The 25,992-nt window shown below is 63.5% G+C and carries 20 protein-coding genes, 1 tRNA gene and 3 pseudogenes; 14 read left to right on the top strand and 10 right to left on the bottom strand.

Annotated elements, in window-relative coordinates; translation table 11 throughout:
• Window positions 1-12: 12 nt before the first annotated feature.
• The 8 genes from WT16_RS21295 (at window position 13) to WT16_RS21330 (ending at window position 10,662) form a co-directional block, all read left to right on the top strand.
• On the top strand, window positions 13-1,635 hold the full coding sequence (locus WT16_RS21295) for an AMP-binding protein (RefSeq protein WP_063534154.1): 1,623 nt from the start codon (window positions 13-15) through the stop codon (window positions 1,633-1,635).
• Window positions 1,632-2,393, top strand: coding sequence for an alpha/beta fold hydrolase (locus WT16_RS21300; protein WP_063534155.1), 762 nt, complete (start codon window positions 1,632-1,634; stop codon window positions 2,391-2,393). Before WT16_RS21295 ends, WT16_RS21300 begins: the two co-directional genes overlap by 4 nt.
• Before the next feature lie 34 nt (window positions 2,394-2,427).
• Window positions 2,428-3,474 (top strand): pyridoxal-phosphate dependent enzyme, encoded by a 1,047-nt coding sequence (locus WT16_RS21305; RefSeq protein WP_015602768.1) that lies wholly within the window; start codon window positions 2,428-2,430, stop codon window positions 3,472-3,474.
• A 4-nt stretch (window positions 3,475-3,478) separates the two neighbouring features.
• The gene (locus WT16_RS21310) at window positions 3,479-4,048 is read left to right on the top strand and encodes a hypothetical protein (protein ID WP_006027800.1); all 570 of its coding nucleotides are present in this window, start codon (window positions 3,479-3,481) and stop codon (window positions 4,046-4,048) included.
• Between the two features lie 12 nt (window positions 4,049-4,060).
• Window positions 4,061-6,943 (top strand): type I polyketide synthase, encoded by a 2,883-nt coding sequence (locus WT16_RS21315; RefSeq protein ID WP_082874953.1) that lies wholly within the window; start codon window positions 4,061-4,063, stop codon window positions 6,941-6,943.
• 20 nt (window positions 6,944-6,963) lie between these two features.
• Window positions 6,964-7,977 (top strand): Glu/Leu/Phe/Val dehydrogenase dimerization domain-containing protein, encoded by a 1,014-nt coding sequence (locus WT16_RS21320; RefSeq protein WP_006027802.1) that lies wholly within the window; start codon window positions 6,964-6,966, stop codon window positions 7,975-7,977.
• 156 nt (window positions 7,978-8,133) lie between these two features.
• The gene (locus WT16_RS21325) at window positions 8,134-9,306 is read left to right on the top strand and encodes an ABC transporter substrate-binding protein (protein WP_015603891.1); all 1,173 of its coding nucleotides are present in this window, start codon (window positions 8,134-8,136) and stop codon (window positions 9,304-9,306) included.
• A gap of 72 nt (window positions 9,307-9,378) precedes the next feature.
• Window positions 9,379-10,662 (top strand): FAD-dependent oxidoreductase, encoded by a 1,284-nt coding sequence (locus WT16_RS21330; protein ID WP_082874954.1) that lies wholly within the window; start codon window positions 9,379-9,381, stop codon window positions 10,660-10,662.
• Between the two features lie 191 nt (window positions 10,663-10,853).
• Here the strand turns inward: WT16_RS21330 and WT16_RS21335 are convergent.
• Window positions 10,854-11,919: pseudogene (locus WT16_RS21335) on the bottom strand (hypothetical protein); the annotation flags it as partial.
• Here WT16_RS21335 and WT16_RS21340 point away from each other — a divergent pair.
• Window positions 11,891-12,280 (top strand): annotated as a pseudogene (locus WT16_RS21340) (DUF3138 family protein); the annotation flags it as partial. The pseudogenes WT16_RS21335 and WT16_RS21340 overlap by 29 nt on opposite strands.
• Before the next feature lie 114 nt (window positions 12,281-12,394).
• Entirely contained in the window at window positions 12,395-13,180 is a 786-nt protein-coding gene (locus WT16_RS21345; protein ID WP_063534156.1) for an FAD-dependent oxidoreductase, read from the top strand.
• A 448-nt stretch (window positions 13,181-13,628) separates the two neighbouring features.
• Here WT16_RS21345 and WT16_RS32245 read toward each other — a convergent pair whose 3' ends face one another.
• Window positions 13,629-14,516, bottom strand: coding sequence for an NAD(P)-binding domain-containing protein (locus WT16_RS32245; RefSeq protein WP_082874956.1), 888 nt, complete (start codon window positions 14,514-14,516; stop codon window positions 13,629-13,631).
• Window positions 14,517-14,927: 411 nt separating this feature from the next.
• Here WT16_RS32245 and WT16_RS21350 point away from each other — a divergent pair, with 411 nt between their 5' ends.
• Complete coding sequence (locus WT16_RS21350; RefSeq protein WP_006027808.1) at window positions 14,928-16,334, top strand: MFS transporter; 1,407 nt, start codon at window positions 14,928-14,930, stop codon at window positions 16,332-16,334.
• A 53-nt stretch (window positions 16,335-16,387) separates the two neighbouring features.
• Here WT16_RS21350 and WT16_RS21355 read toward each other — a convergent pair whose 3' ends face one another.
• A complete protein-coding gene (locus WT16_RS21355; protein ID WP_197417883.1) occupies window positions 16,388-16,627 on the bottom strand; it encodes a DUF6429 family protein in 240 nt (79 codons plus the stop codon).
• 92 nt (window positions 16,628-16,719) lie between these two features.
• Between WT16_RS21355 and WT16_RS32250 the strand changes: the two are divergent.
• A pseudogene (locus WT16_RS32250) lies at window positions 16,720-16,911 on the top strand (DDE transposase); the annotation flags it as partial.
• Between the two features lie 193 nt (window positions 16,912-17,104).
• On the opposite strand, the gene WT16_RS21360 reads toward WT16_RS32250, so the two are convergent.
• Together WT16_RS21360 and rpoD are read right to left on the bottom strand one after the other, a co-directional pair.
• Window positions 17,105-17,180 (bottom strand) — tRNA-Ile (locus tag WT16_RS21360).
• 123 nt (window positions 17,181-17,303) lie between these two features.
• Window positions 17,304-19,346 carry an RNA polymerase sigma factor RpoD gene (rpoD, locus tag WT16_RS21365; RefSeq protein ID WP_006027809.1) on the bottom strand — a complete coding sequence of 681 codons (2,043 nt, stop codon included), beginning with the start codon at window positions 19,344-19,346 and terminating at the stop codon, window positions 17,304-17,306.
• 58 nt (window positions 19,347-19,404) lie between these two features.
• Here rpoD and WT16_RS21370 point away from each other — a divergent pair, with 58 nt between their 5' ends.
• On the top strand, window positions 19,405-19,755 hold the full coding sequence (locus WT16_RS21370) for a hypothetical protein (RefSeq protein WP_009917297.1): 351 nt from the start codon (window positions 19,405-19,407) through the stop codon (window positions 19,753-19,755).
• 46 nt (window positions 19,756-19,801) lie between these two features.
• Here WT16_RS21370 and dnaG read toward each other — a convergent pair whose 3' ends face one another.
• The 4 genes from dnaG to WT16_RS21390 form a co-directional block, all read right to left on the bottom strand.
• Complete coding sequence (dnaG, locus tag WT16_RS21375) at window positions 19,802-21,679, bottom strand: DNA primase (RefSeq protein WP_006027810.1); 1,878 nt, start codon at window positions 21,677-21,679, stop codon at window positions 19,802-19,804.
• A 94-nt stretch (window positions 21,680-21,773) separates the two neighbouring features.
• Window positions 21,774-22,220, bottom strand: coding sequence for a GatB/YqeY domain-containing protein (locus WT16_RS21380; protein WP_063534157.1), 447 nt, complete (start codon window positions 22,218-22,220; stop codon window positions 21,774-21,776).
• Between the two features lie 166 nt (window positions 22,221-22,386).
• The gene (gene rpsU / locus WT16_RS21385; RefSeq protein WP_004190342.1) at window positions 22,387-22,599 is read right to left on the bottom strand and encodes a 30S ribosomal protein S21; all 213 of its coding nucleotides are present in this window, start codon (window positions 22,597-22,599) and stop codon (window positions 22,387-22,389) included.
• A 75-nt stretch (window positions 22,600-22,674) separates the two neighbouring features.
• Window positions 22,675-24,045: an NAD(P)/FAD-dependent oxidoreductase gene (locus tag WT16_RS21390; RefSeq protein ID WP_082874957.1), complete on the bottom strand. Its 1,371-nt coding sequence runs from the start codon at window positions 24,043-24,045 to the stop codon at window positions 22,675-22,677.
• Window position 24,046: 1 nt separating this feature from the next.
• On the opposite strand from WT16_RS21390, the gene tsaD reads away from it, so the two are divergent.
• Window positions 24,047-25,087: a tRNA (adenosine(37)-N6)-threonylcarbamoyltransferase complex transferase subunit TsaD gene (gene tsaD / locus WT16_RS21395; protein ID WP_006027813.1), complete on the top strand. Its 1,041-nt coding sequence runs from the start codon at window positions 24,047-24,049 to the stop codon at window positions 25,085-25,087.
• Window positions 25,088-25,177: 90 nt separating this feature from the next.
• On the opposite strand, the gene folE2 is transcribed toward tsaD, so the two are convergent.
• A complete protein-coding gene (gene folE2 / locus WT16_RS21400) occupies window positions 25,178-25,987 on the bottom strand; it encodes a GTP cyclohydrolase FolE2 (protein WP_006027814.1) in 810 nt (269 codons plus the stop codon).
• Between the last annotated feature and the right edge of the window lie 5 nt (window positions 25,988-25,992).

Below are 25,992 nucleotides of genomic sequence, written 5' to 3' on the forward strand. Positions count from 1 at the left end.
GAGAGGCGCTTGATGAACGGCCACCCTGCCCTCCTGAACCAGCGGCTGGCGGCCGCCCTGCAAACCGGCGAAGACGCTCCCGCACTGGTTGCCGCCGGCACTGTGATCTCATACCGGCAGTTGATGGTGCAGGTCGCCGCTACCGCGGCACGGCTTCGCACTGCAGAGATCGGCAAAGGCGACCGCGTCGCGTTCCAGTTGCCCAATTGCGCCGATGCCGTCGTGTTGATGCTTGCGGCACTGATGACGGGAGCCGTCCCCGTTCCCATGCTCCCCGCATACCGGGAACGGGAACTTCGACACGTACTCAAGGCGACGCGTCCCCGCGTCATTGCGTTGACCAAAGGCAATCGGCGCTTCAGCGCGGCGCGCGTCGTGACCGACTTTCTCCGCGACGAGAACCTTGATGTCGCGCTTCGGCTGCTCGACGGTTCGCCGGGTGATGAACATGCGGGCTGGCGCGACCTTGGCCTCTTCTGCTCCGCGCCCGCCGACGCGACCGCGTTCAGCGAATGCGCCGCTGCCGAAATGCTTGCCGAGGATACGGCGATGATGCTGCTATCCAGCGGCACGACGGGCTTGCCGAAAGCCATCGCGAGACTGAACGGCGGCTACAGCTACATGATCGCGAAAGCCTGTCGGGTATTTGAGCTCAGCCGCCAGTCCGTCTACCTCGCGGCCATGCCGATCTCGCACGGCTTTGTCATCAACTGTCCCGGCATGCTCGGCACCCTGATCTGCGGCGGAACCGTCGTCCTGGCATCCGATACGTCGGTTCAAACGGCCCTGGAGCTCATCAGCGCACACGGGGTAACTCACACCACGCTCGTTCCGGCATTGCTGACGCAATGGCTCGAGCAAAGCGATGACCTGCCCGCCAGACCCGGCACATTGCAACACGTCCAGGTGGGCGGGTCGCGCCTGTCCCCGGACCTCGCCGCTCGCGCCGAATCGAAATTGGGCATCCGCATTCAGCAGTGCTACGGAATGAGCGAGGGGCTGCTTTGCTTCACCCGCAGTACCGACACCGATGCAGTCCGCTTCCATTCACAGGGGCGTCCGCTGTCCGAGCAGGACCAGGTGCTGATCGTCGATGAAAGCGGTACGCCAGTGCCCTGCGGCGCATCCGGCGAACTGATCACCCGCGGTCCGTACACGATCAAGACCTATTACAACGACCCGCTAGCCTCTTCCCGCGCCTTTACACCGGACGGGTACTACCGCACCGGCGACCTAGCCCATCTCGATGCCGATGGCAACGTCTATATCGACGGGCGCGTGACCGACTCCATCAACCGCGGCGGCGAGAAATTCAGCCCCGAGGAACTCGAAGAATTGAGCAAGGGGCACGCCCGGCTCAAGGACGCCGCCTGTGTCGGCATGGCCGACCCGCGCTTCGGCGAAGTGGCCTGCCTGTTCGCCGTCGCGCATGAAGGCGAACCGTTGTTGCTGTCGGATATCCGCCAGTATTTGGAGACGGCTGGCGTCGCGTCGTTCAAGCTGCCGGAGAAACTCGTTCTGGTCGACGAGATACCCCGCAAGGGCATTGGGAAGATCGATCGCGCATTGCTCCGGGCAAGGGTTCGCGACGATGCCGAAGGTGCCGGACAGGCATCAAAGGCGGCACTGCTATGAGACACCTGCAAACCCAAGCCGAAGGAGCCGTGAGATTCAGCCTTGCGGGCGCAGCGCCGGTGCGGCACCAACTGGTGATCTTTCCGCATGCCGGCAGCAGTACGGAATTCTACCGCCCATGGCGCGACCACCTGCCGGCGGATGTCGCGCTGATCGTCCTGCAGTATCCACAACTTGGCGCAGGCACCGCCTCTGCCTGGGACGATCCCGTCGCTGCGGTCCGTCGTTGTACGCGAGGGCTGGCCAATCTTCTGGGCGTCGCGCCCATCACCGTCTTCGGCCACAGCATGGGCGCGCTGCTGGCCCTGCATGTCGCCCAGGCCCTGGCACCGTTGCGATTTCGAATCGAACAGCTCGTCCTGTCATCGCAGATGACGCCGGCCGCCCTGCAGACCGAGCTTCGAACGGAGCAGGACATCGATCGCCTCGCTCAACAAGCGCTGGGGCTCGGCGAAGTGGAGGGGTTGAGCCGGATCGGGGAAGACGCTCAACGCCTGCTGGTTTCCTTCATTCGCCAGGATCTCGCGCTGTTGCAAAGGCTGGCGCCGCTACCCGTCGGCGAATTGCCGGCAACCCGCATATTCGGCGGCGATGAAGACCCCCTGGTCGACCGACCCAAGCTCGCCGAATGGTCTGCATTCCTATCGCAACACCTGACACCAGAGGTATTTCCCGGAGGCCACTTCTATCTTCGTGACCAGGTACCGGCCGTGGTGGACGCCCTCCTGAGGTCCCATCGTTCGGCACTCGCCTCATAAACACTCAACTCAAATGCGCAGTGGGAGACTCATCTTGGATTTTGAACTGTTCAATGCTCAGCCAGCAGCCCCCGCATTCGGAAAAGCGCTGGAGCTGTTCCCTCAACTGAAGGCCTATCGCGATTCGCTAGGCAATACCCCGCTGGTAGAGGTCCCGGGGCCGACGAACGGCGCTCGCGTGTACGCCAAGCTGGAGTCCAAGAATCCGTCCGGCTCCATCAAAGATCGCGTGGCGTTCGGCCTCTTCTGCGACGCGATCAACGCCCACGACTTCAGCAGCGGCCCGCTGAAGCTGCTCGATTCCTCAGGCGGCAACATGGCCAAAGCCCTGGCTCACCTGGGCAATCTGTGCGGACTGCCGGTACACGTGGTGATTCCGGATTCTGCTTCGGACGAGCTGCTGCAATCGCTGAACGACAACAAAGCAATCGTCACGAAGGTGGATCGCAGCCACTTTCTGCTCGGCATCATCGCCCGGAGCCAGCAGATCGCTCGCGAAGAACCGGGCTGGACGCTGCTGTCTCAACACTTGAATCTGGTGAACACGGCGGTGCACCAGCACCACACCGGCACGGAGATTTGCCGCCAGCTCGACGGCCGCCGCGCCGATGCCTGGGTCGCAGCCGTCGGCACCGGCGGCACGCTCGCCGGTGTCTACGCGGCGCTGGCGCAGCAGAATCCCGATGTGCGCGTGGTCGGGTGTACGCCCGACGAAATGCCCTTCGGCACCATGGCGCCGCCAAATGGCAGCGCCCGCTTCGCCGGCGCCGGCGGCTTGGGCTACGGATTCCGCCAGCCGTTCGTTTCGCTGATTCCTTTCGCCGTGCCATTCCAGACGGTCACGCATGCCGAGTCGCTCAAGGCGATGTACCGTTTCCTCGAGGAAACGGGCATCCCGATCGGAGGCTCGGCCGCCGCCAACTGGATCGTCGCGTGCAACGTCGCCGCCGAACTCGGACGCAACGCCACCGTCGTGACCGTATTCGCCGATGCCGGCAGCGACGCCGACCGCGAGCGCGGCCGCCAGTTGATGGAAAGTGACAAGAACCCTATCGGGAACCCCGACTATGCCAATGCGTGAGCAAATGCCTGAACTCGACATGATGTCCAGCCTCGTCGCTCTCGCCAATCTGGCAAGAGCGCAACTGGGCCAGCCCGACGGAATCGAAACGGCGCGGCAAGCCGTAGCCGAGCGGATCGGCCATGACCACATGGTCATCATTCCGGCGGTCGAACTGTGCGAAATCAAATTCAAGGCCCAGGCCGACGACCGGCCCAGCGTGGGCGACGTCAACTCGCACAACGACCGGTGGGTCGGCGACGACGGCGATGAACTGGGAACCATCTGCGGCGAAGGCTGGAAGATCTCGCGCCTGGACGATGACGTCGTTTCCTACTATCGGGAAACGGCGGAGACGAAGTTCGGCAGGATCGAGACCGCGGGCATCTGGAATTCGTCCGCGATCTGGCAAGGCCGGTGGCAATCGCTGTTTGCCACCGGCGTCAGCGGCGAGGTGGCCGGCATGTTCGGAGTCCGGCAGTTGTATCAGGAAGTCCCTCGCCTGCGCTATCGGTCCTTTGTGCTGCTGATTCCCATCAACGCCGCCGACGCCGCCCTGCAACAACGCATCCGTCGCGGATACGTGGCCGACTGAATCGGGGATTCCATGCACATCCAGCCCTCTGATCGGGACATCGCCGTAATCGGCATGGCTTGCCGGTTCCCAGGTGCAAGCGATCCCGACGAGTATTGGCACAACCTCGTCAACGGCGTCGAATCGGTGATGGAACTCGGCGATGCGCCGAGCGACCGGCAAACCCTCCCATTCGCCGCGCCGCTGACGGGCGACGTGCTGGCATTCGATGCCGCCTTCTTTGGGATCGGCCATCGGGATGCCGCATTGATGGACCCTCAGCACCGCCTGTTTCTCGAATGTGCGTGGCACGCGCTGGAGCAAAGCGGAATTCGCCCCGGGCGCTTGCCGGATACCGGCCTGTTCGCGGGGGGGAGCAGTTCGGCGTATCTAGCGCACCTGCAGCGATCGGAACTGATGGAGAAATTCCAGCCGTCCGCTTTCGAGCTGCAGATCACCAACGACAAGGACTATCTGGTCAGCCGCACAGCGTGGCATCTGGGCATCGAGGGGCCGGTGCTCGGCGTGCAGGCCGCCTGCGCCACGTCCCTCGTCGCCGTCGCCGAGGCCGTGGAGGCGCTGCGGACGGGCCGTTGCCGCACCGCGCTGGCCGGCGCATGTACAGTTCGCTTTCCCCAGCGGGTTCCGTACCAGGCCCAGCAGGGCATGGTCTACTCCCGCAATGGCCATTGCATGCCGTTCTCCAGCAACGCGAGCGGCACGGTGTTCGGCAGTGGCGTGGCTGTCGTCGTGCTGAAGCCGCTGCGGTTGGCGCTGGTCGATGGCGATCGTGTGCTGGCGGTGATCAAAGGCTGCGCCGTAAACAACGACGGAGCTCGCAAGGTGAGTTTCACCACCACCAGTGTCGACGGGCAACGCCGGCTGATCAGCCAGGCCATGAAGGATGCCAACCTCGCGCCATCGGCCATGCGGGCTATGGAAGCGCACGGCACCGGCACGATTGCCGGCGATCCGATCGAGTTCGACGCGCTGAACGAATTGTTCGCGACCGGCGACGTCGCCCCCCGCCATTGTGCGTTGGGCGCCGTCAAGGCAAACGTCGGGCACCTTGAAACGTGCGCCGGGATGGCTGGCCTGATCAAGGCCGTGCTTCAGATTCAGCACGGCTGGATAGCACCGCAGATTCATATCGACGAGGTCAACCCGTCCATCGCGCTGGATGGCAGCCCGTTCTACTTTCCAACGTACGCCGAGCGTTGGGAGTCGACGGACCCGCGAACCGCGATTGGCGTCAGCGCATTCGGCATCGGGGGAACCAATACGCACGTCTTGCTCGCCCGTCCGCCCCTGGACGCCGACGAGCGGCCTCCGGCTCCGGCTATCTACCCGTCGGCCGTTCCGGTGTCCGGGCAAAGCGAGGCCGCGTGCCATCGACTGATTCAGACCTACCGCTCGGATCTCTCGGCATTGCCGATCGATACGCTGGCGTGGAGCGCCCAAACGACGCGGCGGCCGCTCAGATACCGCGCGACCTTGCTGGCCGGCAAGGACGGAATGCTTCACGTGGGCGAAGAGGTGCGCGACAGCGGGCGCCGCGCGCCACATGTCGTGTTCCAGTTCCCCGGTCAAGGCAGCCAGTTCCTCGGCATGGCGACGGGCCTCGCGCAGTCCAATGCCCGCTTCGCCACCGTTCTGCGTGAACTAGTCAGCCTGCTTCGCGACAGCGCAAACGTCGACGTCTCCCTCCTGCTGCATGGCAGCGGCGGCGCCGGACTCACCGACACCGCGACGGCTCAGCCGGCTCTGGTGGCCGTCCAGATCGCGATGGCGCGTTTTCTCATGCAGCATGGCATCGTGCCCGACGCAGTCGTCGGGCATAGCCTCGGAGAAATCGCGGGAGCGTGCATAGCAGGCGTATTGACTGACGAACAAGCGCTCCTGTTCGCTGCCCGCCGAGGCCGGTTGATATCCGCCCTGCCTCCGGGCTCGATGCTGGCGGTATCCATGAGCGAGGAAGCCTGCCAGGACTGGCTTGCGGAGGATGTATCGCTCGCCGCCGTCAATGGCAAGGAATCGTGCGTGCTCTCTGGCACGGTGGCGGCGATTCAACGCGTGCAGGCATCGTTGTCAGCGCGCGGGATTCGCTGCCGCGCGTTGTCGGTATCCCACGCGTTCCACTCTTCGATGATGGACCCTGCTCTGGCCGAACTGGCACTGGCGGCGCCGGCCCCATCGACGGACGCTGCCGGGATCCGGTTCCATTCGACCTTGCTGGGTTCCGAACTTGCATCAATGGCGCAGTTGGACCGGGACTATTGGGCTCGGCACGCCCGCGAGCCAGTGCGGTTCATGGACGCGATCCAGTCGATACCGGTCCGGGAAGGAACGGTATTCGTCGAGGTCGGGCCCGGCACCACGCTGACCGCACTGACGATGGCGTTGCGCGAGAAAGACATCGCCGTCCGCACGATGCGCGCCGAACGCGACGAATCCCAAGAACACGAAATCTGGCACGGGGCGCTGCAAAAACTATGGACGGCAGGCGTGGACCTGGACTGGCGCCCGTCATGGGACAACGCCGGCACGGCCGCGCCCTTGCCTCACTATCCGTTCGACAGGACACGTCATGGCATCGCCGCGGATACGGATGCGGCCGGAAGCCCGCCGCCCGAGGCGCCCGTCCGCCGTCCGGCGTCGCGCGAGTATGAAACGCTCGACGCCGCAGCCGCAGCCCTTTGGGAGAAAGCCACCGGAGTGGCACCGTCGGACCCGCATCGGCAGTTCAGCGACGATGGCGGCGATTCGCTGTCGGTCATCAAACTGGTCGCACTTGCCGACTCCGAGCTCGGGGTCATGGTGAGCGTGCCGAACTTCATGCGCGCCCCGACACCAACAGGCTTACGCGCCTGCCTAGTGGAAGCGGGTGCCGCCAAAGCTATTCGCACACATCGTTAAGGAAAAAAGTACGCTTGACTATGGCCATCATCAATCATCCCCGCTACGGCAAATACGAAGTCGAAACCATCGTCGTGGACGACCAGAGTTCCTTCACCATCGCATGCTCGCCGCGCCGGCACGCGCTGCCGAGCAACGGCGGAATCCGCTGGCATCGATATGACTCGCTGAGCAAGCAGAAGGACGAGGCAGTCATGCTGGCCCATGCGATGGACCTGAAGCACGGCCTCTACCGCACGGGCTTCAGCGGCGGAAAGATCGTCGTCAACAGCAACGCCGCGCCCGACGACGCGCAGCACGTGTTCGACGCAATCGGCGAGACGCTCAACCGGTATGCCGGCTCGATGTACACCGGATGCGACATCAACACCAGCAGTACCCACATGGCCTATCTCCGGAAGTCAACGCAGTGGATTCTGGACGCCATGGACAACCCCCAGATCAATACCTCGATCGCCACGGGCTACGGAGTCTGGAGTGCGTTGCTGGCCGTGCTGCAGTTCACGCACCGGAGCACCGACACGCCGCTGGTGGCAATTCACGGCATGGGCAAGGTGGGCCGGGAGGTGGCCCGGCAATGCCTCGAACGCGACTACGACGTGGTCGGATTCGACGTTCGGCCAAGTCCGGAGATCCCTACCGGCGTGCGTATGCTGAGCGAGGACGAGTTCTGGCCATGCGCATCCGACGTACTATGCGTCGCCTCCCTCTCCGGGATTCTCGACATGAAGACCGTCGATCGCATTCGCACTCGCTGGGTGGTCAGCAGTTCGAACTCCCCGTTCGAGAGCCCGGAAGCGGAAGCGAAGCTGATCGGCAGGGGCATCGGGTATCTCCCCGATTACGTCAGCAATGCCGGCGCTGTGATCTGCGACAGCGTCGAACGGTCGTTCCCGGATGTCTTCCGCATCATGACGCAAAATCAAGCAAACGAATACACCGGGGCGCTGATCGGCGCCAAGACGGAAGAGTTGCTCAAGCGCTCGCATCTGCTGGGTTGCAACATTCCCACGCTGCTTTCGCACGCCCACTAGCCTTGGCGCCCGCGTCCAGGCGATAGGAGCCTGCCTGGTCCGCGTTCGCTGCAAGCGGCACCGAGAGAAAGCGCCGCGTCCGGCGCAGCCCTGCCGTACAGCCGTGCAATCGAGCGGCTGCGCCCGGACGCGGCCCATTCGTCGCGAGATGAAAATTTGACTGACATTTCCCTGTCGCGCCGCGCGCTGCTGCACGGTATGCTCGCCACGGCGTGGCTGGCATCCCTGCCTTCGGCGCGGGCCGTCTCCGCCGAAGCGACGGCGATCAAGGACGTCGCAGACCGCGCCGTACCGCTGCGTCGCCCGGCGCGCCGCCTGTTGCTGGGTGACGGCGCGCTAGCCTATGTCCTGCCCTTGCTGCGTCCGAACGCGCCGTTCCACGACGTGGTCGGCTGGGGGGAGAACTTCCGCGCCGCCGATCTCGACGGCTATCGCGCGTATCAGCGGCGCTTTCCTGAAATCGGCAACATTCCCACGTTTCCGGGCGCGACGTCGGACGCGCTGAGCGCAGAACGGCTCATCTCGCTGGAGCCCGACGTGGTGCTGCTGAACCTGAGCGCACGCTCGGCCGCCGAATCGTCGGGGCTGGAATCGCATCTGGAGCGAGTCGGCATTCCGGTCATCTACCTGGATTTCCGCACGCCGCTGTCTGCCAACGCGACGCGCAGCGTGGAGATCATGGGCGAGTTGCTGGGGTGCCAGGCGCGCGCAAGCAGTTTCCTGGCATTCCGCGACACGCAAACACGGCGTGTGACGGAGACCTTGCAAAAGGTCGCATCGCGGCCGCTGCTCATGCTCGAGCGTGCCGCCGGCCTCTATGACGACTGCTGCCTGAGCTACGGCCATGGCAACTTCGGCATATTGGTCAGAGCTGCGGGCGGCGACAACCTCGGCGACCGATTTCTGCAAGGGGACTTTGGAATACTGCATCCGGAGCAGGTCATCGCATCCGACCCGGACGTCGTGATTGTCACAGGAGCCAACTGGTCACTGTATTCGCCGGCGGGCAATTGGGTCAATCTCGGGCCGGGCGCCAGCCTCGCCGAAGGGCAGGCCCGTCTTCAACGACTGATGGCAAGGCCCGGGTACCGGGCCTTGCGCGCAGTCAGAAGTGGGCGCGTGCATGCGATCTGGCATCCGTTCTACGACAACCCGTATTACTTCATCGCGCTGCAGCGCCTCGCCAAATGGCTGCACCCGGAGCCCTTTGCGGACCTGGATCCCGAAGCCACGTTTCGCGAGCTGCACGAGCGGTTTCTGCCGGTTCCCTATCAACCCGGGTACTGGGTCAGCCTGAGCGCGGCGCAGCCCCGGACCGAGCGCACTTAAGACCCGCTGCGCTGCCGGTCGCATCAATGAATCATCACCATCACGCAAGCTCTAGCTATCAGGAGAATACTGATGCATCCCATCAAATCCGGTTCGAATTTCGACGTGCTGGTCGTAGGCGGAGGCATTCTCGGTCTCGCAAGCGCCTACTATGCGACGGCCAAGGGCCTGAATACGCTGATCATCGATCAGTTCGGTGTCCGCAATGACGTCAATAGCTCCAAGGGCATCGAGCGGATGTTCCGCCTGATGCAGGACAACAAGTCGGAAACGCGTCTGGCCGAAACGTCGCTCGCCCTCTGGATGGAACTCCAGCACGCAACGGGCGCGCAACTGCTTGCGGTGAACGATCTCATTTTCTTTGGACATCGGGATGCGCCGATGACGACCGAAGGCAACATCATGCAGGTCCGGGCGACCATGGACGGCATGGGAATGCCGTACGTGTACTTGGACTCTCCCGATGCGATCCGCCGGCGGTTCCCGGTATTCAATCGGGCGGCCCTGCCTGACGATTATGCGGGGCTTGTCCAGGCCGCGAGCGCCTCTATCAATGCCCAAGCGGCCGCGAAGGCGTTCTTTCTGGCGGCGAAGCAGACAGGCCGTCTGCACGTGCTGGACAAGCATGCCGTGGTCGGCATCGAACATCATCCGGCGGCCGCGGGCCGCAGCTACATGCTGCACACCGAGAGCGACGGCGAGTCGCTCTCGGTCCACGGACAACATCTGATAGCGTGTCCGGGCGTATGGACCGACTCAGTGCTGAAGAGCTTCGGCCTGCAGCAAACGCCGCGCTGGAAGATCTGGCAGATGAACTACGCGTACTGGGAACTCAAGAAACGCAGTCCCGAGGTACCGATCTGGTTTGAGTTCGGGAACATCGATGCGAGCGACCATGGCACGTTCTACGGCTTCCCGCCGCTGGATTTCTCGCCGACCATGAGCAACATGGTGAAGATGAGCGCGGACTACACCTACGATGTCTTCGACTCGCCCGCGGCAATCCGGCCTGGCGTGAACGAGCGCCTGCTGGATGAGCTCACCGGTCATCTCGGCCGGCTCATCGATCCCGGTGTCATCGATGCCGGCCGCTACCATCACGCCGGCACATGCCTCTATTCCATGAGTCCGGACGGCAAGCTCGTCATCGGCCGGATCCCGACGGAACCGTCCACCGACGCGTTCTATCCACGCGCTTCAATGTGCGTCATGGAGTCTGGGCGCGCATTCAAATACGCTCCGTTGTTCGGGCGCGTGCTGGTCGAACTGGCAGTCGAAGGTCAATCCCGCTACCAAGCGGACCTCGATGTCTTTTCGCCCGTTCGCGAAGGACTGTTCGACGTGGCGCGTCCTTGACGTGAAAAGCCTGTCCGTACGGTCACTCCCGCGCAGACAGAAGTGACCGTCCGCGCGACTCTTGTTTTGTCGATCGGGCGGTCGAGTGGGGTTGACCCGGTTTCGTGGACACCTATCCTTTGGAACAGGAGGAGCCCATCATGGGAAAGCACCACAACCCTACGCGCCGGAATTTCGGGCGCAGATGGTCGAGACTGTATGACGTACTGCGCGAGGCGCCGCAGCGCGCTGCCGTCGCCGCAGCCCATGTCGGAAATGCCGGCCGGCTGCTGATCGAGCGGCGTATCGTCGAACAGGCGGCGAATGATCTTTGTCGAAATCTCCCTCGACGCCGGACCCGATCCGGCGCCGCTCGACGCGTACACGTTCATCATGCGATCGATGTGTCCGTCGCGATCGACATCGAGCGGATCGGGGTCGCCGAACAGCAATTCGTCGAGCAACGCGTACGTGCGCAGGTACGATGCGGCAAGCCCCGCATACGGCGCGGCGATCGGCCGATGGATGCGTCCCGCTTCGTTGAGCTGCACGCGCTCGCCCTCGGAATCGACGTCTGCAACGCCCGCGTGGCCCATCAGCGCCCACGCCGCGCTCAGCGCGACGCGATCCACGTCGGGCCGAGCAGCAGCCCGTCCATCGCGTTGCGCAACTGCGCATGGACGTGCCGCCCGAGGCCATCCCGCGGTTCCGGCAGCGGCCATCCGTCGATGCAGATTCGCACGAGCTCCGCATAGAGCGCGCTTTCGTCGTCGTTCACGCGCCGACGATGGCACAGCGCATGCAGGTGCTGCAGCATCGATGTTGCATCGGCCAAGCGCGTGAAGAGCGGTCGCTGCTCAGCGTGACCCAGCCGGCCAGCGCGAGCAGGTTCAGCGTCCCCCACAGCAGCCCGAGATTGCGCGTCGGATCGGCCTTGTGCCCGGCGGCGAACGCGTGCATCGCCCGCGGCTCGCCGGCCTTCAGACCGTCGAACGCGCCCGCGAGCACGAGGCGCGTGAGCGTCGGCACGAGCACGATGCCGTTCGCCCAGTTGCAACTGCGCGTGTAGGCCATCACGCGCTGCGCGTCGTCGCTGCCGATGCGCAGCGTCGCCTCGCGGTCGCCGCGGCGGGTTTCGATCGGCGCGCCGGCGTCGGCGATCTCGACGCGCAGCGGCGTGCCGAGCGGCACGCCGAGCAGCTTGCAACTGTCGTCGGCGTGCGAGCGGAGGTAGTTTTCAAGCTGCTCGTTGTCGCTGCTCGCGCACCGCAAGTTCAACGTGCCGGTGCTCGGCCGGATGGGCGCGACGCTGCGCTACGACTTCCTCGCGAACAGCAAGAACGGCGGCGGCGGCGGCGGGGTCGCGCTCAACGGCAACGGGATGGATACCGCGGACGGCTTCGGCATCGATGCGGACTGCCTCGCGACATCGAAGGCGAACGGCGGCCTCGGCTTCGAGTGCAAGGGCGCGAACCGGCAGGACGTCGCGCTCGACCTGCTGTTCTACCCGACGCAGCAGATCACCGTGAAGGTCGAATACCGGCACGACTGGGCGAACAACAAGGTGTTCCTGCGGAACGACGGCTCGTACAGCAAGTCCAACGATCTGCTTGCGACGCAGTTCATCTACTCGTTCTGACGTCAATGGCGCGACGCGCGTGCGTTTGCGCCACAACCTTTCTCTGAAGCATCACGCGCCGCGACTGCACGACGTCGCGACGCGTGCATGCCGAACGGCTTTCGCGTTTTGCCCATGATCGACACCTTCGCCCGCCGCGCCGACGCGCTCGCCCGCCGCTCATACTACGAAGCCACCATCCGCCGCCCGGCCGACGACCCAGTGCTCGACGATGCGCTCGACGTCGACGTCTGCGTGATCGGCGCCGGATTCGCCGGCCTGTCGACCGCGCTCGACTGCCGCGCGCGCGGCCTGTCGGTCGCCGTGCTCGACGCATACCGGCCTGGCTGGGGCGCGTCCGGCCGCAACGGCGGGCAGTTGATCGCGCGCATCGCGCCCGTCGCGTCGTACATCGTCGCGACCGAGGCGCTCGGCGCCGACCGCGCGAACGCGCTGATCTCCCGGCGCGACGCGGTCTGCGACAACAACTTCTTTCTCGATTACTTCCGGCTGTCCGCCGACCACCGGATGCTGTTCGGCGGCCGCGCGAGCTCGGCGGGCGCGTCGCCCGACGCGCTCGTCGGCGCGATACGCAGCCGGATGATCGGCGCGTTCCCGCAGCTCGCCGACGTGCGCATCGAATTCGCATGGGGCGGCTTCGTCGACGTGACCCGCAACCGCGCGCCGGATTTCGGCGCGATCGATCCGAACTACTTCTATCTCCAGGGCTTCAGCGGCCACGGCGTCGCGCTGACCGGCATCGCGGGCCGCATCGTCGCGCACGCGATCGCGGGCGACGCGCGCGCGTTCGATCTGTTCGCGCGGCTGCGACACCGGCGCTTTCCCGGCGGCCCCGCGTGGCGGCAGCCTGCGCTCGCGCTCGGCATGCTGTATCACCGCGCGCGCGAGCTGCTGTTCTGAACGCGCATTTCGCCTGTTTTCGCTCGACACATTCGTCACTCGGTTGCCGCAACCCCGCGGTCAACCAACTGCTCCGCATGGGAAAAACAACAGGGATGCGATCTACAGACAAACCATGCCGGCGGCACGCTGATTTGCCGTCGCGTCAAGCGAGACATCGAGGATCGCGACCGTTGTACATCACGATATCCATCGTCAGATTTCGATCGCACTCGTTCGCGCACATCCCGCGTTCGACGAAGATACACTTGCGACCGAAATCAGCTCGCACTTGGCGCTCCGCGAATTGGCCTCTCCGACGACCGTGACCAAGAGGCAAAACGTTCTCCATCACAAAGCGCCGCCTTTTGTCCGGACGCTTGTTGCGCCCAAGCATTCGATTCTTGCATGCTCGTCCTCTTTCACAGGTCGCCATCGAGAACGCCGCTCGAAGACGCCTTCGGTTTCGTCAAACGTGCCCGCCAAGCCCGATGGATCCGTGTTTCTCCAACTGAACGCAAAGCATCGTTTGAGCATGTTCGATCCCTTCTCGAACGGTTCTTGCAAAATCCCCGTGAAGACGAAGCGAATTCATGATGCTCTCGGCAATGCCGCCCGGCGTCGCGCATTGATTTACATAATCCTCGATTTCATTTTTCTTTAAATCTACAAGCCTAACCCGCCTCGCCCAATCGATAACCCCGCCCCACTCACCGAGCCCGTATTCTTGAGCACATTTCAATATTTCCCGATCACCAACAGCCGCTCCGATAAAATCGCAATACATTAATATAAACGGAAGACAAGTACCGAGCACGGTAACTGGCTCAAAATGATTCTCGGATCGCAAATTCAAAAAGTGCGCCACCATGGATTCAAATAAATCCCTTGCGCTTTCATTCATGTCGCCGCAAGTTACACCGAGCGCCTGCCCGCTGGAAATCGTATCCGGTGAGCTTATAATCGCCCGTGCGATCGACCCCGATCCATGCGCAACGCCTGACAATCTGGAAAGCGAAACACCGGCCAAAAACGAGATGATTATCTGCCCATCTCTCAATTTGTAATTGGATAGCATTCCGTAATCTATCGGCCGTACGGTATACAAAATTACATCGCAATTCTGCATGACCGCATCTACGTCTACAAGACGGTCTTCGACTCCCGATGTCGCACTCGTCGTATACGATTTTTGGGAACCACGATGTCCGAGCCAAACATTTCCTCGATCAAACCCAACATCGATCAAGCGCGACGCAAGAGCAACCCCCAAGTGCCCCGCACCAATAATTCCGATTCTTTGACTCGTCATCCCATCACCTCCGATAGCCTTCGAAAGTTCGATTTGTTCTGCCATTGGACAAGCAGGTGAGTCTGAAAACGGCCGGCGTCGCCGTGCCGCTAAAGGGCTCATGAGGCCTCGCGCCCGATGATCAACACGAACCGCGATCACTCGACATTCGGCTCGAACAAGCCGTTCGCTGAGCCATGCGCCCCACGGCATCGCGACGTGACAGCGTCAGCATGAGTTGCTATCCTAGAGCTTGACCGACCATCGGTCAATGGGATGTCGCTGCACGTGTCGATACCTTCCCAGACAACCAGGAATGCAAATTTGGGCGCGTATTCAAACCCTTGTTCGATTACGCGCACATGCTCCACTGCAAACGGTCTTCGACTTTCCGTTGCATCGAGCTAACGATATTAGGATTTTTCCAGATTCAAGGTGGAGCCCACCGCCCGCATATTGAATTCAATCGAGGTTCACATGATCAGCCATCAACGCTATGTTTTATTCGCACTCTTGCTATCCGGATTCGTAACGATTTTCGATTTATTTGTTGTCAATATCGCGATCGTCAACATTGAGAAGACACTGCACGCAAGCTACGTAGAGCTGACGATGATTATCGTAGCCTATGAGTTATCGTTCGGCCTCTTGCTCATCACCGGAGGAAGGCTGGGCGATCTATGGGGGCGCCGTCGGGCCTATCAGATCGGCATGCTGTGCTTCACGGTGTCATCGGTTCTTTGCGGACTCGCGCCCCACGCGGCGGTACTGATCTTCGCGCGCTTTTTACAAGGGCTGTCTGCCGCCATACTCTTTCCGCAAATCTACGCAAGCATCCGAGCAGATTTTGACGAAACCGGCGCCCGACGGGCTTTCGGATACTTGGGAATGACGCTCGGGCTCGCTGCGATCGCGGGGCAAGTTCTAGGCGGCCTGATCATCTCGATCAATCTGCTGGAGTTGCAGTGGCGAGCTATCTTTTTTATCAACCTCCCCATCGGCTTGTTGGCGCTGGCTTTTTCTCGTCATTTACGGAACACGTCTATCGAGCAGAAAAACAGCCTGGACTGGGCCGGCGTCGCTCTTTCGAGTATGGGAATCTCCGTTTCACTGCTGCCTCTGCTAATGAGCGCGGTCTGGGGATGGAGCTTCAAAAGCTATGTCCTGATGTTGATCGGTCTGGGCACCTTGTATCTATTCATGCGTCACGAAATCCGGTACGCACGCAATGGCCACGTTCCTCTCATCAATATGAAGCTTCTCCAGGAAAGACGATTCATCAAGGGCTCGTCGCTGGTCATGTGCATCTATGCGACTGCCGGTTCATTCACGTTGGTGTTTTCGATTTTTCTTCAGTCCGGTTTGAAGCTAAGCCCGTTTGAAGCGGGAATGACCTATGTTTCGACCAGCATCGGATTTGCAATTTCGTCGCTATTGATGCCCCGGCTAATCGGCCGATCCGGCCCCCAAGTCGTTTCCGTTGGCGCGGTCTCTTACGCGGCAAGCTTCATCGCGCTAATACTCGCCGTGCGATATTTCCCTATCCTCGAACGGCCGTGGCTCCTGATGCCGGTACTATGGACGCTGGGCTTTACTCAAGGCATGGTCATGACCCCTCTTTTGAATATCGTTTTGGCAAACGTCCAGGAAAATTTCGCGGGAATGGCCGCTGGAGTCGTTTCGACCTTGCAGCAGGTGGGCGCGGCATTTGGCGTAACGGCGGTCAGTACGATCCTGCAGATGACCTTAAAAAAAATGTCCCATCTGCAGGAATTCTCTCAACTGCAAAGCGCGTTCGTCTACAGCATGTTTTTCAACGTGGGGGCTGCTGTCGTCGCCAGTTATATCCTGCGGAAGATGTTGAATCAAGCGCAGCGCGTTTGAACGGCACCATTAGTTGCTGACCTAGTGTCGTGAGTTAGAAGTTCGTTTCATTATTATGTTTCGCCACTTGTGGCAACGAAGTGCTGCTTGAAGAGGCGTTCGGATTCGCGCAAGCCCTCGTCGGTAAGGATCACGGATTTCGCCTTGTTGACAGGATCGTCGATGAGACCACGTGCATGAAGCCGGTCGAGCACATCCCAATCGAAGTTCTTCCATGCTCGGTTGTGGTCATGCAGGGTCAGGTAAAGAAGGGCGAGAACCGTATCGTCAATCGCAGCGGTGTTGATGTTCATGGCGTTCATCCGGAAACCCAACGCAATCGCGCGGCAATCTCACGGTCCATCACCGCATTTTAGTTGAAACGATGTCCATGAATCACACATCCCATCTCATCCAGCACGAGATGATGTCGGCCGCACGCACGCCGGCCTTCGCCAAGCTGCCCGCCGTCCTCAAGCGACTTCGCGAACACCTCAAGCTGCTCATCAATGTAAAACGGCCCGATCGCAAATGCGTTCGGGCCGTCAAGTCCCGTCCCGCTCGTTATGCCGTCCGGTTCCTCAGAAAAAAACCTTAACTGAATGGCATTAGACCCACGGGTCGGCTTTTTTGCGTCCAATCGCGACTGCCCGCCGCGACCAAACTTTTAAACTTATCACCAATTCCCGATAAACCAAAATGCGTCCCATCCGAAAATAAAGCATAACCTGTCCAGGTGGCCACTTTATGCTTAACGGCACAGTAAATCGTTGATTTTCAATAGAAAAGAGTGGTGGGCCCGGCGGGGTTCGAACCCGCGACCAATCGATTATGAGTCGACTGCTCTAACCCCTGAGCTACAGGCCCTAAAAACGAATGCGGCGCAAAAAAAGACCCGGTGATGCTGGCCGGGTCGGCATTGTAACAACTAAGTAAGGAAATCGCCGCCGGATTTTTGCGCCCCGGCGGCGATCAATCGGAATCGGACGATCAGTTCCCCTCGAGGAATGACTTCAGTTTGTCCGAACGGCTCGGGTGACGCAGCTTGCGCAGCGCCTTCGCCTCGATCTGACGGATCCGCTCGCGCGTGACGTCGAACTGCTTGCCGACTTCCTCGAGCGTGTGATCGGTGCTCATCTCGATACCGAAACGCATCCGCAGCACCTTCGCCTCGCGCGGCGTCAGCGAATCGAGCACGTCCTTCACGACGTCGCGCATGCTCGCATGCAGCGCGGCATCCGCCGGCGCGACCGTGTTGGAGTCCTCGATGAAGTCGCCGAGATGGGAATCGTCGTCGTCGCCGATCGGCGTTTCCATCGAGATCGGCTCCTTCGCGATCTTCATGATCTTGCGGATCTTGTCCTCCGGCATCTCCATCTTCTCGGCGAGCGTCGCCGGATCCGGCTCGAGGCCGGTTTCCTGCAGAATCTGCCGCGAGATGCGGTTCATCTTGTTGATCGTCTCGATCATGTGAACCGGAATCCGGATCGTGCGCGCCTGGTCCGCGATCGAGCGCGTGATGGCCTGGCGGATCCACCACGTGGCGTACGTCGAGAACTTGTAGCCGCGACGGTATTCGAACTTGTCCACCGCCTTCATCAAACCGATGTTGCCTTCCTGGATCAGGTCCAGGAACTGCAGGCCGCGGTTCGTGTACTTCTTCGCGATCGAGATCACGAGACGCAGGTTCGCCTCGGTCATCTCGCGCTTCGCCTGGCGCGCCTTCAGTTCGCCTGCCGCCATCTGGCGGTTGGTTTCCTTCAGGTCCTTCAGCGGCAGCACGACGCGCGCCTGCAGATCGAGCAGACGCTGCTGCTGCTCGCGGATCGCCGGAATGTTGCGCGACAGGATCGCGCTGTACGAATGGCCTTCCGCCGCAACCTTCTCGGCCCAGTCGAGATCGGTCTCGCTGCCCGGGAAGCGCGCGATGAATTCCGAGCGCGGCATCCCGCACTTGTCGACGACGATGTGCAGGATCTGACGCTCGACCTGACGCACTTCGTCGACTTGCGCGCGCAGCGTGTCGCACAGGCGCTCGACGGTGCGCGCAGTGAAGCGGATCGACATCAGCTCGTTCTGGATCGTTTCCTGCGCCTTCAGGTACGACTTCGACTTGTAGCCTTCCTTCTCGAACGCGCGGCGCATCTTGTCGAACCATTCGCTGATGAGCGCGAACTTCTCGAGCGACGCGCGCTTCAGCGCTTCGAGCTGGGCCGCGTTGGCGGTCGCCTGCGCGGCGCCGTCGTCCTCGTCCTCTTCCTCTTCGTCGCCCTCTTCGGCTTCCTCGTCCTCGTTCTCGATTTCCTCGGCGTCCTTCTCCGAGAAGCCGTCGGAATCGGCGGCGTTCGGATCGATCAGGCCGTCGACGAGTTCGTCGACACGGCTCTCCTCGTTCGCGACGCGCTCGGCCATCGCGAGGATGTCGGCGATCGTCGTCGGGCATGCGGAAATCGCCATCACCATGTGACGCAGGCCGTCCTCGATCCGCTTTGCGATCTCGATTTCGCCTTCGCGCGTGAGCAACTCGACCGTGCCCATCTCGCGCATGTACATCCGGACCGGATCGGTCGTGCGGCCGAATTCGGAATCGACGGTCGACAACGCGACTTCCGCTTCCTCTTCGACTTCATCGTCGGACGACGCGGCGGGCGCGTTGTCGTTCAACAGCAGCGTCTCGGCGTCGGGCGCCTGCTCGTACACCGCGACGCCCATGTCGTTGAACGTGCCGATGATGCCTTCGAGCGCTTCCGTTTCCGTGAAGTTGTCCGGCAGATGGTCGTTGATTTCGGCGTACGTGAGGAAGCCGCGCTCCTTGCCGAGCTTGATCAGCGCGCGCAGCTTCGTACGGCGCTCTTCGAGTTCCTCGGCCGTGCCGGGCGTGCTCGTCGCGAACGCTTCCTTCAGCAGCGCCTTTTCCTTGGCGCGGCGATCGCGCGCCTTGGCCTTTTCGCCTTTGCCCGACGCAGCGGTAGGCTGGTCGTCGCTCTGGTTTGCGTCGTCATCGACGGATACTTCGTTCAGCTTTTTCGTCATGGAGTTCGCCGTACCGGCTAAATCGACTCGCGGCTGCTGGACTACAGCCGGTTGAACCGTGGATGCTCGAGTAGCTGCCGTTTCGTCCGGCGCGGCAGCCGCTCCCCTTGCGCTTTTCGCACTCGCCCGCGTCAAAGCCGGCTTCGCCGTCTTCGCCTTGGACCTCACGACGACCCGTGATGTGCTGGCCGTCGGCGCCGGCGCAGCCTTGGCGGTGCCGGCCGCGGCTCTCTTCCTCGCAGGGTGCGCCGCGCGGGCCGAAGACGTCTTTGCGGAAACTGCGGATCGGCCCGGCGCGACCTTCACGGTCGATTCCGTCGCCTTGCCCGCCGCTTTTTTTCCGCCGGTAGTCTTTGCCATCGCGATTCTCGCCTTCTTTCTCGCCTCTGCCAGGAAAACAAACCGCTGAAAACCTTATATTATAGCACGTTGAGGCAGCCCCTTCCCCGGCCGGTTCACAGCCCGAGCCTCCGCTTCATGTCTGCCAGGTTCTGATGCAAGTCCTTGATTTCCGCCAATTCCTCGGAAGAGGGCGCCGAACGCTTCGACAGGCTGTTGAGCCTGTCGCAGCACACGTCATAGCGCATCTTGAGCACCGCTGCCTGAAGTTCCTCGCCTGCGATCCGTTCGCGCTCGCGCAACTCTTCCTGCGCCGCGTCGCTTTCCGGATTCTGCTGCATCAAGTCGCGGACGTTTTCATCATAGACCAGAATTTCCCGGAAAATTTCGTCGTAAGTTGGCGCGTTAGCCGAATTGCGTAGCACGTCAGACAAAAGCCGGAATTCCGCTCCGTCCCCGAGCGCGTGCGCGTGGCCGATCACCTCGTCGAACAGTTCCCCGATTCTCGGCAGCGCCCGCAGCGTCGCGACACTCTCGTCGTCGAGCGCCGCCGCGATGCGCGGATGCATCACCAGATTGCGCAGCGCGCGCTTTTCGCTGTCCGTCACGCGCCGCCGCTCGCTGCGGGCGGGCGCCTGGCGGGCCGGCGCGGCGATCCGCGCGTCCACTTCGGCGAGCGCGGCGACTTCATCGAACGGAATCTGCAGCCGGTCGGCGAACATGTGCATGATCTGCGCGCGCAACGCGTTCGCGGGCAGCGCCTGCAGCAACGGCTTCGCGTCGAACAGCGCCTTCGCGCGCCCTTCCGGCTGGTCGAGCTCCTTGCCGGCCGTCGCCTCGTTGAGCAGGAACTGGGACAGCGGCATCGCGCGCTTCACCTGCTCCGAAAACGCATCCGTCCCGAATTCCCGCACATAGCTGTCCGGATCGTGCTCCGGCGGCAGAAACAGGAAACGGATCGTCCGGTTGTCCGCCGCGTGCGGCAGGCACGCCTCGAGCGCGCGCCGTGCGGCGCGCCGGCCGGCCGCGTCGCCATCGAAGCTGAAGACGACCGTGTCCGTCTGCCGCAGCAGCTTCTGCACGTGGATCGGCGTGCACGCGGTGCCGAGCGTCGCCACCGCGTTCGGAAAGCCGAGCTGCGCGAGCGCGACGACATCCATGTACCCTTCGACGACGAGCGCGTATTTGTGCTCGCGAATCGCGAGCCGCGCCTCGAACAGGCCGTACAGTTCGCTGCCCTTGTTGAACAGCGGCGTCTCGGGCGAATTCAGGTATTTGGGCTCGCCGCCGTCCAGCACCCGGCCGCCGAAGCCGATGACCTGCCCCTTCACGTTGCGGATCGGAAACATGATCCGCTCGCGGAACCGGTCGTAGCGGCGCGCGACGCCGTTCGCGTCGGTCTTCTCGCTGACGATCACGAGGCCCGCGTCGACGAGCGAATCGTGGCGGTAGTCGCCGAATGCCGACTCGAGGTTCTGCCAGCCGTCCGGCGCGTAGCCGAGGCCGAAGCGCAGCGCGATCTCGCCCGTCAGGCCCCGCCGCTTCAGATACTGGATCGCGTTCGGCGCGCCGCGCAATTGCTTTCGGTAGTAGTCGCAGGCGGTCTGCATCACATCGGACAGCGCGGTCGTGACCGATTTCGATGCGGCGGGCGGCGCATGGCCTTCGCCCGAGCCGCCGCCCGCGCCCCGCATCGGCGACGGCTCATGCGGCACCGTGAGCCCGACCGATTGCGCGAGTTCCTGAACGGCCTCGGGAAACGTGAGCCCCGCGTGCTCCATCAGGAAGCCGATGGCGGTGCCGTGCGCGCCGCAGCCGAAGCAATGATAGAACTGCTTCGTCGGGCTGACCGTGAACGACGGGCTCTTCTCGTTGTGAAACGGGCACAGCCCCATGAAATTGGCGCCGCCCTTCTTGAGCTGCACGTACCGGCCCACCACGTCGACGATGTCGACGCGGTTCAGCAAATCCTGCAGGAACGAATGCGGAATCACCGTTGGATCGATCGGAAGACGTGCCGGCCGACACGCGCCGTTGCGGCCGGCGCGGGCCGCTTGAACGACGGGCGCGCGTCGCGCCGGCTGAGGGTCACTTCGAGAGCGCCGCCTTGACGAGCGCGGACACGGCCGTCATGTCGGCGCGGCCGGCGAGCTTGCCCTTGAGCACGCCCATCACCTTGCTCATGTCCTGCGGGCCCGCCGCGCCCGTCTGCGCGACGGCCGCCTGCACTTCGGCCGCAACCTCGGCCTCCGACAACTGCGCCGGCATGTACGCGGTCAGCACCGCAACTTCCGCCTGCTCCTTCTCGACGAGATCGGTGCGGCCAGCGGCCTCGAACTGGCTGATCGAATCCTTGCGCTGCTTGATCATCTTGTCGACCACCGCGGTGACGCCCGCGTCGTCGAGCGTCACGCGCTCGTCGACCTCGCGCTGCTTGATCGCGGCGAGCAGCAGGCGGATCGTCGCGAGCCGCTCGCTTTCCTTCGCGCGCATCGCGGCCTTCATGTCTTCACTGATCTGGTCTCTCAGACTCATCGTATTTCCGGTATCAAAATTTCCATGCGACGCCGCCCGGCGGCATCAACACAAAAACCCGCTTGAGACGGTTTCTCAAGCGGGTTTGCTCGAATCCGGCATCGACGGCCTCGCTTGCGGAGCCCGCCGGCGCGCCGCCCCGCGAACCACGCGGCGCGGGCAATGCTCAGTAGAGCTTCTTCGGCAGCATCTGGCTACGGATGCGCTTGTAGTGGCGCTTCACCGCAGCGGCCTTCTTGCGCTTGCGCTCCGCGGTCGGCTTCTCGTAGAACTCGCGCGCGCGCAGCTCCGTCAACAGACCGTTCTTTTCGATCGTGCGCTTGAAGCGGCGCATCGCAACTTCGAAAGGCTCGTTTTCTTTAACGCGGATGATCGTCATGACCCGTCACGTAAAAAAAGTAAAGGTATTGCGGAGAAAGGTTTTTAAGTATACCAGACGCTTTGCACAAACGCACTAACCCGTCAAGCGCCGCGTGCTGTCGGCGGCCGCGCGCCCGGCCGCGACGCCCGACGCCCAAGCCCACTGGAAATTGTAGCCGCCGAGCCAGCCTGTCACGTCGACCGCCTCGCCGACGAAGAACAGGCCCGGCACGCGCTCGCTCATCATCGTCGCCGACGACAGCTCGCGCGTGTCGACGCCGCCCTTCGTCACCTCGGCCTTCCGGTAGCCCTCGGTGCCGCTCGGCGCGAGCGTCCAGCGCGACAGCGTCTCGCCGATCCGGCGCAGCGTCTTGTCCGGCAGGTCGGCAAGCCGCGCGTCAGCGCGCACCCGCTCGGCCTCGAGCCACGCGTGCGCAAGCCGAGCGGGCACCCATTCGGCGAGCAGCGTGCCGATCTGCCGCCGCGAGCCGGCCTTCGCGCGGATCAGCTCGTTCGCCGCGTCGATCCGCGGCACGAGATCGACGTGGATCGGCTCGCCCGAGCGCCAGTAGCTCGAAATCTGCAGGATGCCCGGCCCGGACAGTCCGCGATGGGTGAGCAGAATGTCCTCGACGAACTCACCGCCGCCCTTCTTCGCGCCGGTCGACACCCGCGCCTCGAGCGACACGCCCGACAGCGCCGCGAACGGCGCCCACGCGTCGGCCGAAAAGGTCAGCGGCACGAGCGCCGGCCGCGTGTCGACGAGCTTGTGGCCGAACTGTTTCGCAATCCGATAGGCAAAATCGGTCGCGCCGATCTTCGGGATCGACAACCCGCCCGTCGCGACGACGAGCGCCCGCGCGCCGATCGCGCCCGCGCTCGTGTCCAGCGCGAAGCCTGGCGTGAAGCCGTCCGCCTGCGCGTGCCGCACCGCGTCGACCGTCACCGGCCGCCGCCACGCGACGCCGCCCGCGTCGCACTCGCTTTTCAGCACGTCGATGATCGCGTCGCTCGAATGGTCGCAAAAGAGCTGGCCCTTGTGCTTCTCGTGCCACGTGACGCGGTAGTTCTTCAGGAGCCCGAGAAAATCGCGCGGCGTGTAGCGCGCGAGCGCCGAGCGGCAAAAATGCGGATTCGACGACAGGTAGTTGTCCGGCCCCGCGTACCGGTTCGTGAAATTGCAGCGCCCGCCGCCCGAGATGCGGATCTTCTCAGCGAGCCGCGCCGAGTGATCGAGCAGCACGACGCGCCGGCCGAGCTGCCCCGCCACGGCGGCCGCCATCATGCCCGCCGCGCCCGCGCCGATCACGGCGATGTCGAAATTTTCCATGGCGCGGATTGTACCCGCGTCGCGCGCCGCTTCGCCCGCGCGCCCGGGCAAGGCGGCCGCGCTGTTATACTTTTTTGTTACGTTGATTTCCGGCCGCGCGCGTACGCGCGTATCGATGCGGCCGCCGCACACCATCATGCTCGTTCTCGGCATCGAAAGCTCCTGCGACGAAACCGGCCTCGCGCTCTACGACACCGGGCGCGGCCTGCTCGCGCACGCGCTCCACTCGCAGATCGCGATGCATCGCGAATACGGCGGCGTCGTCCCCGAGCTCGCGTCGCGCGACCACATTCGCCGCGCGCTGCCGCTGCTCGAGGAGGTGCTTGCCGCCAGCGGCGCGCGCCGCGAGGAGATCGACGCGATCGCGTTCACGCAGGGGCCCGGCCTCGCGGGCGCGCTGCTCGTCGGCGCGAGCATCGCGAACGCGCTCGCGTTCGCATGGGACAAGCCGACGATCGGCATCCATCACCTCGAAGGGCATCTGCTCTCGCCGCTCCTCGTCGCCGAGCCGCCGCCGTTTCCTTTCGTCGCGCTGCTCGTGTCGGGCGGCCATACGCAGTTGATGCGCGTGACCGACGTCGGCGTCTACGAGACGCTCGGCGAGACACTCGACGACGCCGCCGGCGAAGCATTCGACAAGACCGCGAAGCTGCTCGGCCTCGGCTACCCCGGCGGACCGGAAGTGTCGAAGCTCGCGGAAGCCGGCGCGCCGGGCGCGGTCGCGCTGCCGCGGCCGATGCTCCATTCGGGCGATCTCGACTTCAGCTTCAGCGGGCTGAAGACCGCCGTGCTCACGCAAATGAAGAAGCTCGAAGCGGCGCACGCGAGCGGCGTCGAGCTCGAGCGCGCGAAGGCCGATCTCGCGCGCGGCTTCGTTGACGCGGCCGTCGACGTGCTCGTCGCGAAATCGCTCGCCGCGCTGAAGAAGACGCGGCTCAAGCGGCTCGTCGTCGCGGGCGGCGTCGGCGCGAACCGGCAACTGCGCGCGGCGCTGTCGGCCGCCGCCGGCAAGCGCGGCTTCGACGTTCACTATCCCGACCTCGCGCTCTGCACCGACAACGGCGCGATGATCGCGCTCGCGGGCGCGCTGCGGCTCGCGCGCTGGCCGTCGCAGGCGAGCCGCGACTACGCGTTCACGGTGAAGCCGCGCTGGGATCTGGCGTCGCTCGCGCGATAACGCGCGCACGTCGTCCGCCATCCCAAAACGAAAAGGGCCGTTCGAATCGAACGGCCCTTTTCGCATCCGGCGGCAAGCACCGCACGACGCTCACGCGCCTCGCCGCTTGTCGCGCTCGATCAGCGCATACGCGCTGTGATTGTGGATCGACTCGAAGTTCTCCGCCTCGAGCACATACGCGACGATCCGCTCATCGGCGTCGAGCCGCCGCGCGACGTCGCGCACCAGATCCTCGACGAACTTCGGATTTTCGTACGCGCGCTCGGTGACGAACTTCTCGTCGGGACGCTTGAGGAGGCCCCACAGCTCGCACGACGCCTCTTCCTCCGCAATACGAATCAGATCCTCGACCGGCACGTCGGCCGCGAGCTCCGCGTCGATCGTCACGTGCGAGCGCTGGTTGTGCGCGCCGTACTGGGAAATCTTCTTCGAGCAAGGGCAAAGGCTCGTCACCGGCACGAGCACCTTCGCGAATACGCGCGTGAGCCCGTCGCGCACGTCGCCCGTCAGCGTCACCTCGTAATCGAGCAGGCTGCGCACGCCCGACACGGGCGCCGTCTTGTTCACGAAGTACGGAAACGACACCTCGATGCGTCCCGCCTGCGCCTCGAGCTTCTCGAGCATCGTCGCGAGCATCGCGCGGAACGCGTCGGCCGTCAGCGGCCCGTCGCTTTCCTCGAGCAGCGCGACGAAGCGCGACATGTGCGTGCCCTTCTGATCGGCCGGCAGATGCACGTCGAGATTCCAGGTGCCGACTGTGGCCTGCGTCTCGCCCTCGGCGGTGCGCACCGTCAGCGGATGGCGGACCGCGCGCACGCCGACGCGCTGGATCGGCATCTGCCGGGTATCGACCGTGCTTTGCACGTCGGGCATCACGAATTCGGGATTCATCAGGTTCATCTTGT

Origin of the sequence: Burkholderia sp. MSMB1589WGS, from assembly GCF_001636105.1 — a bacterium.
In the GTDB taxonomy this organism is placed as follows: domain Bacteria; phylum Pseudomonadota; class Gammaproteobacteria; order Burkholderiales; family Burkholderiaceae; genus Burkholderia; species Burkholderia humptydooensis.